Raw genomic sequence first — 12,935 nt, 5'->3', positions numbered from 1 at the left:
GGCGCGACGGCATCGACTTCTTGCGGCCCCTCGATCGATACCGGCAGCAGCACGGGCGTTGACGGCTCCGGGGTTTGCCCTGCCGAGTTGCGCCGCGCGCGGCGCCACGTGAACAGAAGATTCGCGTTGATGCCGGCGTCCAGCGCGATCGCCGACACGGACGCGCCAGGCAAGAGGCTTCGCTCAACCAACTCGCGCTTCAGTTCCGGGCTGTGTTCGCGCCGACCACGGGCGCCTCGAGTGACTCGATCGTTCATGATGTGCATTACCGCTCTTTAATGCACACCATCGCAGGCGCGCTCGATCAGACGATCGTGCTCACCGGCTGGCGATCTGAACAGAGGGCCTTGAGCCAACGCTTACCTTGCAGGTCCGTTGCGTTGCTTCGCACCATCACTGAATCTTCGAGCGCAACCACTGCCGCTACGGCCACTGCCGTGTCCTAGCCAGGCAGTGCTTGTGCGTCTCGGAGAAAGTGGCTCGGCGCTTGATGAAGCAGGAACCTGGTGGCTGATTGGTTCTGCGCCCGCGACTGGCAGGGCTCGTGATCAAATCGATCTACGACTTGATCGGACGTTCCTCAGCCAGCGAAGCGGGTTTCGGGCAAACCTCGAATTTGATTCAGCTTTGCGCAAAGCAAGGCACCGTCCGCTTCGGTTTGTGATTCCAAACCGATTCGCGCGGTCGTGCAATACATCGTGTCATACGACACTCCCCCAATGGCAGGACAGGTGGTGGACTGTGCGACTGCCGGGACGATGAGATCGACAACGCCCTGAGGCGAATACCTTACCAACCGCCCGCCTCCCCACTCGGCATTCCATAGGAAGCCTTGGGCGTCGATGCAGGAACCGTCAGGCGCGCCGCCCCCGACCACATCAGCGAATATCCGCTGGTTGTCTAGCGATGGATAGTCGCAGCAGAAAATTTTCTGTTGCATTGAGTCGCAGAAGTAGAAGGTGGCTCCATCCGGGCTGAAACAAATTCCGTTGGATATTGCCGTGGCTGGGAGGGCGAGCGGTTCGATGAGCCGCGAAGCCGCATTCAATCGATAGAACGCTCCTATCTTCCGAGGTTGCTCCGCTTCGTCCATGGTGCCGAACACGAAGTTTCCTTCGCGATCACATCGGCCATCACCAATGCGCGTTTCCGGATTCCCTGGTGAAGGAGCAATCGCGGTGATGGAATGGTCGATCAGATTAAAAAACACCAAGTGCGAGGCAAGCCCAAGCAACAGCACGTTTTCGTTTTCTGTAAATGCAAACGAACCCACACGCTCTGGCAAGGGCCAACTTCGGACATTTTCTGTCGCTGAGTCGAGCGCAAATAGTTTCTGCCCCACGATGTCTATCCAATAGAGGCTGTGAGTGCGCTCACACCAGACCGGGCATTCACCCAGTTCACTTATTTCCTTTGCAACTACTTCAACTATATTCATAGGTTAAATCTTTCACCAGACATGGTCATCGCCGGCCGCCTCAACAGAGGCGGCGGCTCATCTCTGCGCCGCCTACTCGCCCGGCGCCTGGCACGGGCCCTGATCGGACGTTCCGACACAGCCCGGTCAAGGTTCACGCGCGCAAAAATGCGACTTGCGCCGCACTCAAACCTTATAGCTGAACTCCACGAGTTAGCGCACCGTCGACTACCAAGTTGGTGCCCGTAATGAAGCTAGCTGCCGGGCTGGCGAGAAACACCGCTGCATTGGCCATTTCTGAGGAGTTCCCATTCGCCCTGTGGGATTCAATGCAGGGGCCTCTGCGAACAGCTTCGGATTGCCTGTTTCGATCTGATTCTAAACCCCGCCGGGAAAGTATGTGTTGCCCGGAGAGACGGAGTTGGCGCGGATGCCCTTGCCCGCCAGATGAAAAGCCAAGCCTTGTGTGTAGTGCACGATCGCGGCCTTGAAGGCGCCGTACGGGCCAGAAGCAAAGTCGATCTCTCGCGCCGAGACACTGGCGATGGTGACCATGGCCGGGTGCGCACTCTTTTCCAGCGAAGGCATGGCCGCCTCCACCAGACGGACCGTCCCCATCAAGTCCACCTCGAACCCGCTGCGCCAGGCGGCTTCGTCGTGCGAGATGGCGAGCGCACCGACATTGGCGACGACGATGTCGATGCCGCCGAAATCGGCGTTGACCTCTGCCACCCAAGCTTTGAGTGTCGGCGCCGGTTGAACTTTGACCCGGTGGGTCAAATTTCGGCCGGCGCCAACAGGCGGTCGCCCATGCATCCGCGTTGGAGGAGTTCCTCCGTTGCAGCCACGCGGTCCGCCAGCCATCGCGCGGCTGGTCCGAGCGCGGCATCGACCCGATGGACCATATACATGGTGAGAGTTTTGGCGTCTTCCACGCCGGGCGGAAAGATTCGCACCAGACGCCCCTCCGCGAGATCAGCTGCGACCAGATGCTCGGGCATCCCGCCCCATCCAAAGCCGGCGAGCAGCATCGCATGCTTGGCGCCAAGGTCGCTAAGACGCCACGTCTGCGTCGATACAACACCAAAGTCATGGCCCGACAACATCTGCGAACGATCGGTCAACACCAGCTGGACATGTTCATGAATAGCGGCTAGCGGGACTTCCGACTTGAATGTCGCCAAAGGGTGGTGAGGCGCAACGACATGCAGCAGACGCACTTGCGCCGCGATCCGACGCTCGAAAGCTGGAGCTTCGCACACCACTGAGGAAAGGATCCCGACGCTTGAACTGCCGTTCAGCACTCGCTCGGCCGCGGCCCCCAGATTCTCGACCATGACCCGGGGAGACACCTGGGGCCACGCCTCCTTGAATTGGCGCATGACCTCAAGCAACCGGTCCATCGGAAACATGCCATCCACAGTGAGGGACACCTCGGCTTCGACTCCCACCGCGAGTCCTTTCGCCTGCGCGCGAAAGGCGCCCACCTCGCGCGCAATTCGACGAGCCCGTGGGACAAGGGCCTGGCCCGCTGGTGTCAGCACCGGCCGATAGGCGGTGCGATCGAAAACGTTGATGTCAAACTGCTCTTCAAGCTTCTGAACGGCGTAAGTGATCGCCGATTGAGCGCGTTTCAGCTTCCTCGCCGCCCCTGAGAAGCTGCCGGCATCGACCACGGCCAGAAAGACCCGGACTTGGTCCAACGAGAAGCCGTCGGAAACACGCTCAAATTTTTCGATAGTCATTGACCAAACTTTGCCGGTTTCTTTGGCAGACGTAAAGCGCAACAATGCCTTATCAATACTTCAAACGAAGGATCAGCGCGTTCGGTGCCGAAGGCGCTGACCATCGGACTATTAAACATGATCGACTCTCGCACCGCGCCCTACGGACTTTTCATCTTGCGACTGACTCTCGGGTTGCTCTTCTTGGCGCATGCATGGCTCAAGGTATTCGTATTCACTCCGGCGGGAACCGCACAGTTCTTTGGCAGCATCGGTCTTCCTGCGTGGCTTGCCTATGTAACCATCGTTATTGAAGTGCTAGGAGCGGTGGCGTTGATTCTGGGCTTCCACAGCAGGGTCGCTGCTCTTGCCCTGGCGCCGATTCTTCTGGGTGCCATCATCACGGTACATGGCCCGGCGGGATTCTTCTTCAACAATCCCAACGGCGGCTGGGAGTATCTCGCGCTCTGGATCGTGAGCCTCTTGGCAGTAGCCTTGATGGGCGACGGGGCATTTGCCGTTCGGCGGTCCCTTGCCAGCCTTCCGACCGAGAGAGCGTAGGCGTCTAAGACTTGATGAATCAACCATCGTTCTTGACAGACGTCGAGAATCACAGGGATCGGGATCTTGGAACTTGGCATATATACCTTCGGTGATCTTCCCGCGGATGCTCGCGGTCCCGCGGCATCCCTGCAGCGCCTCAAGGAGATAGTCGAAGCTGCCAAGCTCGCCGACCAAGCCGGCTTGCACGTCTTTGGCGTGGGTGAACATCATCGCTCTGACTACGCCGTGTCTGCGCATACCGTGGTGCTGGGTGCAATTGCGTCGGTGACTCATACCATTCGTCTCACCAGCGCCGCTACCATCTTGAGTTCGGCAGATCCTGTTCGTGTCTTCGAGGACTTTGCAACGTTGGACCTTCTTTCGGGCGGCCGCGCAGAACTGATGGCAGGACGTGGAGCCTTCATAGAGTCCTTTCCACTATTCGGGTGTCGGCTGGAGGACTATGAGAGGCTTTACAGCGAGAAACTGGACTTGCTTTTAAAGTTGCGGCAGACGGAGAAAATCACGTGGCAAGGGGACTTTCGACCGCCATTGGACGGCCTTGACGTCGCCCCGAGACCCGTATCAGAAGCCTTGCCGATATGGATAGGCGCTGGAGGAACGCCGCAAAGTGCAGTGCGGGCTGGACGACTGGGATTGCCGTTGAATCTTGCGAATATCGGCGGCGAACCAGCGCACTTTAAGCAGTTCATCGAGCTCTATAGGAGTACCGGCGTCTCTGCCGGCAATGCGCCTGAGACGCTCAAGGTCGCTATTTCAGGCCACCTGCACGTTCAAAGGGATTCGCAACGTGCACGCGAGGAATTCTTTCCGCACTATGCGCATTACATGCGGCACAACCTACCGCAACGCGACCGCGGCTGGCAGATATCGGGCGCGGACTATGCCAAGCTGGCCAGTCCACACGGGTGCCTCTTCGTAGGAAGTCCACAAGAGATTGCCGACAAGATACTTTACGAGCATGAACTGTTCGGTCACGACCGGTTCCTTGCCCAGATCGACATAGGAGGTTTGCCGTTCGCCAAGGTGGCCCAGGTCATTGAGCTCTTAGCGGGCGAAGTGCTGCCCATTGTCAAGCGTGGTTTAGCCCGGCGGGGATACTGAAATCAGGTCTGGAGAGGCATACGCACGGCTTGCCTTCATGGTCGAACTCAGCCTACTCGCTGCGACCCGAAGTGAGGTTCGAGCTGATCCATGATGCGACGTCGGTGACCGGAATGGCGCGGTGTTGATTGAACGTCCCACTCTTGTCCCATGCGACACCTCGCCCTTGAGCAAAGGCCGCACGATACTTACGCATCATGTCGTGTGGGTCGCGCGCCAGCTCGTCCAGCAAATACTGCTCGCTCCACTCCGAACGGCTGAAGGGGCGGCCGAGGGCCGCCTGCAGCTTGTCGGCGACCTCCCCATAAGTCACGGTGTCGCCCGCCAGATACACGATCTCGTTCCGGATACGGGGTTTGGCGAACACGATCTCGGAAGTCAGCGCTCCGATATCGTCTGGAGTCGTCAGGGTCACAGCGGTGTCGAGGCTTCCCAGGGCGTGGACTGCGTCGTTTTGCAGGTCAAGAACACCGAATTCCGGCTCGAACAGGTAGCTCATGAACATGCCGGTCGAGATGATGACCCACTCAGTCTGGTGCTGGCTGCGCAGCAACTCGCGCACGTCCAACTGTGCGTCGAAGATGTCCTGGGGACTGCCGCGACCGATCACGTCAAAATTGACTCCAAACTGCCATGGGAAGTACCTCGGGATTCGCGCCTGTAAGGCGGCTCGCGCCAACTTCATTGGCGTGTCGATTCCGGCTGCATAGCCCGCGCAACCGATGACTGTGTCATATTGCGCGAATACAACGGCGAGCTCATCGATGGAGCTCTTCACAAGATCACCTATGACGATTTCGATCCCAAGACCTCGAATCTCCGCGATATCACGTCGCTTGCCTGGTGCACTGGACTCAACGGCACTTGCGCGCAGCAGCACGCTGATCTTCGCACTGTCCACGTCCTTCGCGTGGCGCGCAAGATTGCGCAGCACCGGGAGGCCGAGTTCCCCGGCACCTAGCACCAGAATGTTTCGAGACGTAGCATTAGGATCGGACATTGTTGACTTCTCATGTAAGTGTTGATGCGCATGCACTGTAGCGAGGGCATCAACGCGGAAAAAGCAGCCCCGGACGTTTTCCACATTCAGAAAATCCGAACAATGTTGGGTCGTGGTACCGTTTGCTTTGCCGCTATCAGGACAAGACATGGATCGCGTACAAGCAATGCAGGTATTCGTTCGCGTGGTCGAATGCGGGAGTTTTGTGCGCGCAGCAGAGAGCCTGGGCTTACCGGCATCATCGGTCACCAGCATCATCAAGAGGCTCGAAAAGCACTTGCAGACACGCTTGCTGAACCGTTCCACCAGAAATCTCAGCCTGACGCCAGAAGGTGAGCGGTACCTTTACGGCTGCCGCGAAATACTTGACCTGATCGACGACACGGAATCCAGTCTGCGATCTGCCGAGCGTCCGCAAGGGCGACTGCGCGTGGATATGCCGGGCGGCATTGCACATGCATTGATCCTGCCGCAGTTGCGGCAGTTCCAGCGACGGTACCCGGACATCTACCTGGCGATCGGCGTCAATGATCGTCAGGTGGATTTGATCCAGGAGGGCGTCGACTGCGTCATCCGTACCGGGAGTCTCAATGACTCGACGCTGGTTGCACGACGTTTGGGCGAGTTGCGGTGGATCACCTGCGCGGCGCCGTCCTACTTGGATGAAAAAGGCATTCCCGAGGTTCTGGAGGATTTACAACGACACAGGGCGGTCCACTACTTTTCCAGCACGACGCGGCGGGGCAGCGAACTGCGTTTCGTCGAGGACGGAGTCAGCATCGCCGTTCCGGTCCCCGGCACGGTAGCGGTCAACGAGACTGGGCTGTACATAAAGCTATGCCTCGACGGCTTCGGTTTGATGCAGTTACCAGAGATTCTGGTGACGGACCATTTGAAGGCCGGAGAATTGGTCGAGGTGCTGGCCGATATGCGGCCGGAGCCGGTGCCGGTATCACTTCTCTACCCCCATCACAGCTTTCTCTCTCCGGCCATGCGAGCGTTCACCGACTGGACGACCGAGCTGTTCAGCAACGCCGAGTTGAAGTGATCAGTTGTCAGTCGAAACTAGAAATTTACAGAGAAGCGGACATGTCTTCGGCCGGCCATGGAGAAAGCGAGTGCCCTTCCCCTGAAGCAGCGATTGCCTGGAAGCCTGGCAGATGGAGCGTAAGGACTGGTTCCGAGTGCGGCCGCCCTGGGCGGAGCTGGGACGCGGAGCAGCAGTTGGCTCTTCAGCAGGGCCTAATCGTCACATCCGTCCGGTCCACTTCCGCTCGTATTCATGGGCGGCAAATTCATCAACCATGAAGTTGATGAACGAGCGAACCTTCGCAGACAAGTGCTTGCGGCTGGGGTAGGCGATATTGATCGTGAGCTGTGGCAACTCCCACTCGTCCAGTACGGGCACCAAGCGACCGGCAACAACATCGTCATAGAGGATGTAGCTGGGCTGCACGAGTATTCCATGTCCGTTCAGTGCGGCTGCCCTGAGCACTTGACCATCGTTCGACTCGAGCAGCCCATGAACCGTCACTGACTCCCGCTGCGCGCCGCGGGAGAAACTCAGCTCATACGGATTCTTCGCATAGACGTATAGCAGAAGCGCGTGCATCGGAAGCTCGCACGGATGTTGCGGTACGCCTTGGTTGGCAAGGTATGCCGGAGATGCCGCGAGGAACCTCCGTGTCATCCCCAAGCGGCGAATCGTAATGGTGCTGTCCGGCTCCAGCTCTCGTGTGCGGATTGCGACATCGATCCCGTTTTCGATGATGTCCAAGTACCTGTTCGCAGTTTCTATGTGTACCCGTAGCTGGGGGTACAGCTGGTGGAAGCGTGGCAGACGAGGCGCGATGACTTGCATCGCGAAGGACAGCGAGGCGCTTACTCGTAGAACGCCCGAAGGATTGAGCGTAGCGCTTTGGAGCGCTGATTCCGCGTCTTCCAACTCACTGAGGATGTGCCGCGCACGTTCGAGGAACTCCTGGCCCTCCCGAGTCAGGTAAAGGCGACGCGTGTTCCGCTCCACGAGCCGCACCTTCACGCGGTTCTCGAGCGAAGCCAAGGTGCGGCTCGCGGCCGGATTGGACAAGCCCAACGCCTCGGCGGCCTTGCTAAGACTCCCACGTTCGGCAACCTGGATGAAGAGCGACAGCTCAGTAAATCGATCCATTTTTTCGATTCTAGGAAATGTGAATTCCGATCTTTGCGGTTTCCGTTCGATTGCTGAAATTATAAAGTTTGGCTCGCCGGTTCGGTACACCGACATTTCTGTCCCAACCGCCCACTTTGGAGCAAGCATGAGCAGCATCAATCGTTTCAGCGCAGTTCTTTCCCGCCGCGCCGTGTCTGTACTCGCGGCCGCAACACTTCTGAGCGGATCGGTCTTCGGCCAGACAACTTACCCGACGAAGCCTATCAGGCTGGTCGTCGCGACGCCTGCAGGATCTTCGCCGGACGTGTCGGCCCGATTCGTTGCAGAGCGCCTGAGCAGGGACCTTGGGCAGCCGGTAATCGTAGACAACAAGCCGGGGGCGAGCTCGATCATCGGCGCGGAGATAGTGGCCAAGGCTCCCGCGGACGGCTATACGCTCTTCTACGGCACAGCCCCGGCGATCTCTCTCAACCCGCACTTGTTTGCCAAACTGCCGTACAAGCCTTCCGACTTCGTGCCGATCATCCACCTGGTGGACGTTCCCTTTGTGCTCAGCGTTCGCACGAGTTCCCCGTACAAGTCGGTCGATGAGGTGTTGCAGGCCGCCAAGCAGCAGCCAGGCAAGCTGACCTACTCGTCACATGGCGAGGGTACGCCAAACCATGTCGCAATGCTGGAACTGTTGCAGAAGACGGGTGCAACCATGACGCACGTTCCATACAAAGATGGTGGCATCTTGGACGTCATGAGTGGAATCGTGGATTGGTCGTTCGTCGCATCGGCCGATGCCATCCCTCAGATCAAGGGAGGCAAGCTGCGCCCGTTGGCAGTGTCCGCAAATGGACGCATGCCGAGTTTGCCTGGCATCCCCGCCCTATCTGAGAGCTTTCCCGGCAGCCAGTTGTATTCGTGGAACGGAATTCTGGCGCCGCGTGGCACTCCCACGGAAGTCGTGGATCGCTTGTCGGTGCCCCTGCAGAAGATCGCGGCATCGAGCGAGTTTCGGCAGTACCTGCTCGAACTTGGATTGATTCCTGCTGGCGGAACGCCGGCGGAGTTTCGTTCGTTCCTGGCCAAGGATTTCGAGACCTGGGGAGCCGTCGTGAAACGAAACGGCATCCGCCTCGACTGATTCAGCCAAATGAAAAGCCAATTGTTACCAATTCAGACAATGGAGTTTTAGTCATGACGTTCACTATTATCGCGCGCGACAAGCAGTCGGGTGATTTCGGTCTCTGCATCTCGAGCTTTTCGCCGGCGGTCGGTTGGATTGCGCCTTTCGGATCAGCGCAAGCTGGTGTGCTCTCTTATCAATCGTCCGTGGAACCTCGGTTGGGTAAGGTGGCGCTGGGCTTGCTCGAAAGAGGATATTCGGCCCAAAAGGTGCTCATCGACATGGAGCAGATGGACAAATACTGGGAATACAGGCAGGTCGGCGTCCTCGATGCGCGCGGCGGGATGGCCGTCTTCACGGGCAAGAAGAACTATGAATGGGCGGGGCACCGCATCGGCTCCGATTTCATTGCCTTCGGCAACGTGCTCGCCGGCGAGAAGACCATCGACGGGATCTGCGACGCATGGGAGAAAAACCGCGCCGCAAGTTTCGACGATCGCCTGCTGCGCGCCATCGAAGGTGGCCGCGATGCCGGCGGCCAATTGGAGGGCCAGACCTCGGCGGCCATCAAGACGTTTGGCCGCAAGGGCACGGCGCGACTCGATCTGCGCTGCGACCATGCGTCCGAGCCGATCGCGGAACTGCGGCGGATCGTCGATTGGTACATGCCGCTGGTGGAGTTCTACGAGGCGCTGGTCGATGACCCGTCGGTCATGCCCCGGCACAAGGACTGGCTCAAGGAGCGCGGTATCGAACGCGAGTACGGAAAGCCGCCGGCGCACTTGGCCTGACCGTCATCCGATCGACGTCACCACGATGTTGATCGCAATTTTTTAACCTGTTGTGGAGTCAAATATGAGCATCAACTCTTTCCGCTCGGCCGTTTCACGCCGAACCACGCTTGTACTCGCGGCTGCAACACTTTTGTCCGGAACCGTCTTTGCCCAGACGCCGTTTCCAACAAAGCCAGTGCGGCTGGTCGTCCCCTGGCCTGCAGGAGCTTCGCCGGATGTCACGGCCCGATTCATTGCAGAGCGCCTCGGCAAGGATCTTGGACAGCCGGTCGTCGTTGACAACAGGCCCGGGGCTAGCCAGATCATTGGGACGGATATTGTGGCCAAGGCTCCCGCCGATGGATATACGCTTCTGTACACCGCTGCTCCGTCGGTCTCGCTCAATCCACATATTTTTACCAAGCTGCCGTACAAGGCTTCTGATCTGGTCCCGGTGATCCATGTCGTGGAAGTGCCTTTCGTGATGATCGTGCGCGCAAATTCCCCGTACAAGTCGGTTGATGAGTTGTTGCAAGCCGCCAAACGGGAACCGGGCAAGCTGAACTACGCGACATACGGAGATGGCACGCCAAGCCATATTGCTGCCCTTCAGCTGGTGCAGAAGGCGGGCGTAGCCATGACGGCCATCCCGTACAAGGATGGGGGCATGCTTTCCGTCATGAGTGGAGACGTGGACTTTTCGATGGAAGCATCGGCCGCCGCCATTCCTCAGATCAAAGGAGGCAAGCTGCGAGCGCTGGCAGTGTCCGCAAATGAGCGTATGTCGAGTCTGCCTGGTGTTCCCGTCCTGTCGGAGGTCTTGCCCGGCAACCAGTTGCATTCATGGAACGGCATCCTGGCGCCACGTGGCACTCCTCCGGAAACACTGGATCGCTTGTCGACAGCATTGCAGAAGATCGTCGCATCGAGCGAATTCCAAAAGAACGCGATCGAACTCGGCTTGATTCCCGTAGGCGGAACGCAGGTCCAGTTTCGTTCATTCCTTGCCAAGGATTACGACGAGTGGGGAGCGGTCGTGAAGCGCAACAACATTCGCCTTGACTGAGCATGTATCTCTTCCACTGACAAGAAATTCATCATGACCTACACAGTAATCGGGCGCTGCCCCCGGACTCACCAGATCGGCGTCGCCGTCGCGACATACTCGGTTGCCTTTGGCTCTTTCACCCAAGGAGCACACAACGCGTATGGCGTGGCAATGTCCCAGGCCAACGGACGCAGGTCCAATGCGCCACTGGCGCAGAGCCTGCTGCAGCAGGGGTGGTCCAGCAAGAGCGTGCTTGCTGCCCTGGTCGAGGACGACATCCACGAGAGCCTCCGGCAGATCGCGGTGTTGACGCGCGACGGAGTGGGCGTGGTTCACACGGGCGCACGCGTTACGGGGTGGGCCGGAGACAAGACAGGGACGGACTACACCGTCTTCGGCAACGTGCTGGCAGGCGAACACGTGCTCAAGGCGATGGAGGCAAAGTTCAACGAAGACCCGGCCCAGCCACTAGTCGAACGCCTCATCAGCACGTTGGAGTCCGGCAGGGATGCAGGCGGCCAGACCGCCAACGACCGCCATTTGCCCGAGCGATCGGCCTGCGTAGTCGTGATGGACCGCAAGAGCTACGCGGCATGGGACTTGCGCGTCGACATGCACAGAACCGCAGTGGAGGAACTGCGCCGGATTTACAGCCTGTACAAGCTGTATCAGCCCTATTACGAAGAACGCGAGGTAGATCCCACCAGCTGCCCGACGCAGTTGGCATGGGAGCGCGAAAACCTGACTGATGCTCAGCTCCAGGAAACGTTGAAGTGATCAGACTTCAACAACTGCTGGCCTCCTGTGTCGGCTCTCCGAACGCCTTGCGCGCAATCGACCGAAATACCTGACCTCAGTCTTCGGGAACTTCGCTAGTTTGGGTGCGCGGCCCGCCCGCGCGCGGTGACTGACGGCGCCAATGTACACAAGCGGTGCGTAGTTTCCCTTGTGGTCGCGTCAGATTCCGCTCGGTTTGCAAAAAGAGCTTCACCGCGTCCGGGCAAAGGCTTTCGGACGAAGACACGCCCGCGCCATTTTCACGTGTTGCGGGCGCCCTCGAATCACAGCACTTCGTGAGCGTATGAAAGATAGAAACCTTGTCAGAGGCCTGTTCCTCGTGGCGATCGCACTGGCCTTCGGCCTGCAGGCGCTGCGATATCCCATTGGTGACTTCAGCCGCGCGGGGCCGGGATTGTTTCCCGCCATGGTGAGCGGCATCCTGCTCGTGATCGGCGCCGCGACCGTGATCCGCTCGTTCTTCGTCGAGCACATTCGGCTCAGCATCAACTTCAGGAACATCGCGATCATCCTGGGCAGCCTCTGCGGCCTGGCGCTGATCTCGACCTTCGTGAACATGATCGCCGGGATCGTCTTCATGGTGTTCTTCTCCGCCTTGGCCGGCAAATCCACCTATTCATGGGTGCGCAACGTCAAGGTCTCCCTCGGGCTGGTCGCGATGGCCCTGGCTCTCCAGAAACTTCTCGGCCTGAACCTGCCGCTCTACTGATCATGGAAGCCCTGAACAACCTGGCGTTTGGGTTTTCCCACGCCCTGACTCTCTCGAACCTGATGTACTGCGCCATCGGCTGCACGGTGGGCACGCTGGTCGGCCTGCTGCCCGGCCTGGGCCCGCTGGCCACCATCAGCCTCTTGCTGCCGCTGACCTATTCGATCCCGACCACCGGTGCGCTCATCATGCTGGCCGGCATCTACTACGGTGCGCAGTACGGCGACAGCGTGAGTGCGATCACGATGAAGATCCCGCACGCCAGCAGCATCGTGGCCTGTATCGACGGCTATGCGATGACGCTCAAGGGCAAGACCGGCCTGGCGCTGTTCACGGCGGGCTTCTCGAGCTTCATAGGCGGCACGGTCGCCATCCTGGTGCTGACCTTCCTGGCGCCGATGCTGGGCGAGGTGGCCTTCCTGTTCGGGCCCGCCGACTACGTCGCCATGATGCTGGTCGGCTTCGTGTGCGTGAGCTTCGTCACCACCGGCAGCCTGCTCAACGGGCTGGCCATGTGCATGATCGGCGTGCT

General features: G+C 59.2%; 16 protein-coding genes. 9 read left to right on the top strand and 7 right to left on the bottom strand.

Annotated features, from left to right (window positions below; genetic code table 11):
• From AC1DF3_RS35625 to AC1DF3_RS35605, 5 genes are all read right to left on the bottom strand, one after another.
• Nucleotides 1–266: transposase (locus tag AC1DF3_RS35625; RefSeq protein WP_478142606.1), on the bottom strand; the 266-nt coding region annotated here is incomplete at its 3' end.
• A gap of 314 nt (nucleotides 267–580) precedes the next feature.
• Nucleotides 581–1,438: an SMP-30/gluconolactonase/LRE family protein gene (locus tag AC1DF3_RS35620; protein WP_478142605.1), complete on the bottom strand. Its 858-nt coding sequence runs from the start codon at nucleotides 1,436–1,438 to the stop codon at nucleotides 581–583.
• A gap of 172 nt (nucleotides 1,439–1,610) precedes the next feature.
• The gene (locus tag AC1DF3_RS35615; protein WP_478142604.1) at nucleotides 1,611–1,712 is read right to left on the bottom strand and encodes an SDR family oxidoreductase; all 102 of its coding nucleotides are present in this window, start codon (nucleotides 1,710–1,712) and stop codon (nucleotides 1,611–1,613) included.
• Nucleotides 1,713–1,795: 83 nt separating this feature from the next.
• Nucleotides 1,796–2,149, bottom strand: a complete 354-nt coding sequence (locus AC1DF3_RS35610) for an SDR family NAD(P)-dependent oxidoreductase (protein ID WP_478142603.1) — start codon at nucleotides 2,147–2,149, stop codon at nucleotides 1,796–1,798.
• A gap of 44 nt (nucleotides 2,150–2,193) precedes the next feature.
• Complete coding sequence (locus tag AC1DF3_RS35605) at nucleotides 2,194–3,162, bottom strand: LysR family transcriptional regulator (protein WP_478142602.1); 969 nt, start codon at nucleotides 3,160–3,162, stop codon at nucleotides 2,194–2,196.
• Between the two features lie 117 nt (nucleotides 3,163–3,279).
• On the opposite strand from AC1DF3_RS35605, the gene AC1DF3_RS35600 reads away from it, so the two are divergent.
• Both AC1DF3_RS35600 and AC1DF3_RS35595 read left to right on the top strand, forming a co-directional pair.
• Entirely contained in the window at nucleotides 3,280–3,702 is a 423-nt protein-coding gene (locus AC1DF3_RS35600; protein WP_478142607.1) for a DoxX family protein, read from the top strand.
• Nucleotides 3,703–3,768: 66 nt separating this feature from the next.
• Nucleotides 3,769–4,809: an LLM class flavin-dependent oxidoreductase gene (locus AC1DF3_RS35595; RefSeq protein ID WP_478142601.1), complete on the top strand. Its 1,041-nt coding sequence runs from the start codon at nucleotides 3,769–3,771 to the stop codon at nucleotides 4,807–4,809.
• A 52-nt stretch (nucleotides 4,810–4,861) separates the two neighbouring features.
• Here the strand turns inward: AC1DF3_RS35595 and AC1DF3_RS35590 are convergent, their stop codons facing one another.
• The gene (locus AC1DF3_RS35590; RefSeq protein WP_478142600.1) at nucleotides 4,862–5,809 is read right to left on the bottom strand and encodes an aromatic alcohol reductase; all 948 of its coding nucleotides are present in this window, start codon (nucleotides 5,807–5,809) and stop codon (nucleotides 4,862–4,864) included.
• Between the two features lie 148 nt (nucleotides 5,810–5,957).
• Here AC1DF3_RS35590 and AC1DF3_RS35585 point away from each other — a divergent pair, with 148 nt between their 5' ends.
• Nucleotides 5,958–6,857, top strand: coding sequence for a LysR family transcriptional regulator (locus tag AC1DF3_RS35585; RefSeq protein ID WP_478142599.1), 900 nt, complete (start codon nucleotides 5,958–5,960; stop codon nucleotides 6,855–6,857).
• A gap of 201 nt (nucleotides 6,858–7,058) precedes the next feature.
• Here AC1DF3_RS35585 and AC1DF3_RS35580 read toward each other — a convergent pair whose 3' ends face one another.
• Nucleotides 7,059–7,979 (bottom strand): LysR family transcriptional regulator, encoded by a 921-nt coding sequence (locus tag AC1DF3_RS35580; RefSeq protein WP_478142598.1) that lies wholly within the window; start codon nucleotides 7,977–7,979, stop codon nucleotides 7,059–7,061.
• A gap of 127 nt (nucleotides 7,980–8,106) precedes the next feature.
• Between AC1DF3_RS35580 and AC1DF3_RS35575 the strand changes: the two genes are divergently transcribed.
• The 6 genes from AC1DF3_RS35575 to AC1DF3_RS35550 all read left to right on the top strand — a co-directional run.
• Entirely contained in the window at nucleotides 8,107–9,093 is a 987-nt protein-coding gene (locus tag AC1DF3_RS35575) for a Bug family tripartite tricarboxylate transporter substrate binding protein (protein WP_478142597.1), read from the top strand.
• Between the two features lie 53 nt (nucleotides 9,094–9,146).
• Complete coding sequence (locus AC1DF3_RS35570) at nucleotides 9,147–9,866, top strand: DUF1028 domain-containing protein (protein ID WP_478142596.1); 720 nt, start codon at nucleotides 9,147–9,149, stop codon at nucleotides 9,864–9,866.
• Nucleotides 9,867–9,930: 64 nt separating this feature from the next.
• Complete coding sequence (locus tag AC1DF3_RS35565) at nucleotides 9,931–10,914, top strand: Bug family tripartite tricarboxylate transporter substrate binding protein (RefSeq protein ID WP_478142595.1); 984 nt, start codon at nucleotides 9,931–9,933, stop codon at nucleotides 10,912–10,914.
• A 33-nt stretch (nucleotides 10,915–10,947) separates the two neighbouring features.
• Nucleotides 10,948–11,673 (top strand): DUF1028 domain-containing protein, encoded by a 726-nt coding sequence (locus AC1DF3_RS35560; RefSeq protein WP_478142594.1) that lies wholly within the window; start codon nucleotides 10,948–10,950, stop codon nucleotides 11,671–11,673.
• Between the two features lie 304 nt (nucleotides 11,674–11,977).
• Nucleotides 11,978–12,403 carry a tripartite tricarboxylate transporter TctB family protein gene (locus AC1DF3_RS35555; protein ID WP_478142593.1) on the top strand — a complete coding sequence of 142 codons (426 nt, stop codon included), beginning with the start codon at nucleotides 11,978–11,980 and terminating at the stop codon, nucleotides 12,401–12,403.
• A 2-nt stretch (nucleotides 12,404–12,405) separates the two neighbouring features.
• Nucleotides 12,406–12,935: tripartite tricarboxylate transporter permease (locus AC1DF3_RS35550; RefSeq protein WP_478142592.1), on the top strand; the 530-nt coding region annotated here is incomplete at its 3' end.

It is taken from the genome of Variovorax sp. 10N432, from assembly GCF_056394465.1.
This window is presented reverse-complemented; position numbering and strand designations above follow the sequence as displayed.

Bases quoted from the DNA above. Each gene is read 5' to 3' on its own strand.
- AC1DF3_RS35605 (WP_478142602.1), bottom strand. From the start codon at position 3,162: ATGACTATCGAAAAATTTGAGCGTGTTTCCGACGGCTTCTCGTTGGAC.
- AC1DF3_RS35615 (WP_478142604.1), bottom strand. From the start codon at position 1,712: ATGGCCAATGCAGCGGTGTTTCTCGCCAGCCCGGCAGCTAGCTTCATT.
- AC1DF3_RS35600 (WP_478142607.1), top strand. From the start codon at position 3,280: ATGATCGACTCTCGCACCGCGCCCTACGGACTTTTCATCTTGCGACTG.
- AC1DF3_RS35590 (WP_478142600.1), bottom strand. From the start codon at position 5,809: ATGTCCGATCCTAATGCTACGTCTCGAAACATTCTGGTGCTAGGTGCC.
- AC1DF3_RS35580 (WP_478142598.1), bottom strand. From the start codon at position 7,979: ATGGATCGATTTACTGAGCTGTCGCTCTTCATCCAGGTTGCCGAACGT.
- AC1DF3_RS35585 (WP_478142599.1), top strand. From the start codon at position 5,958: ATGGATCGCGTACAAGCAATGCAGGTATTCGTTCGCGTGGTCGAATGC.
- AC1DF3_RS35570 (WP_478142596.1), top strand. From the start codon at position 9,147: ATGACGTTCACTATTATCGCGCGCGACAAGCAGTCGGGTGATTTCGGT.
- AC1DF3_RS35560 (WP_478142594.1), top strand. From the start codon at position 10,948: ATGACCTACACAGTAATCGGGCGCTGCCCCCGGACTCACCAGATCGGC.
- AC1DF3_RS35565 (WP_478142595.1), top strand. From the start codon at position 9,931: ATGAGCATCAACTCTTTCCGCTCGGCCGTTTCACGCCGAACCACGCTT.
- AC1DF3_RS35575 (WP_478142597.1), top strand. From the start codon at position 8,107: ATGAGCAGCATCAATCGTTTCAGCGCAGTTCTTTCCCGCCGCGCCGTG.
- AC1DF3_RS35555 (WP_478142593.1), top strand. From the start codon at position 11,978: ATGAAAGATAGAAACCTTGTCAGAGGCCTGTTCCTCGTGGCGATCGCA.
- AC1DF3_RS35620 (WP_478142605.1), bottom strand. From the start codon at position 1,438: ATGAATATAGTTGAAGTAGTTGCAAAGGAAATAAGTGAACTGGGTGAA.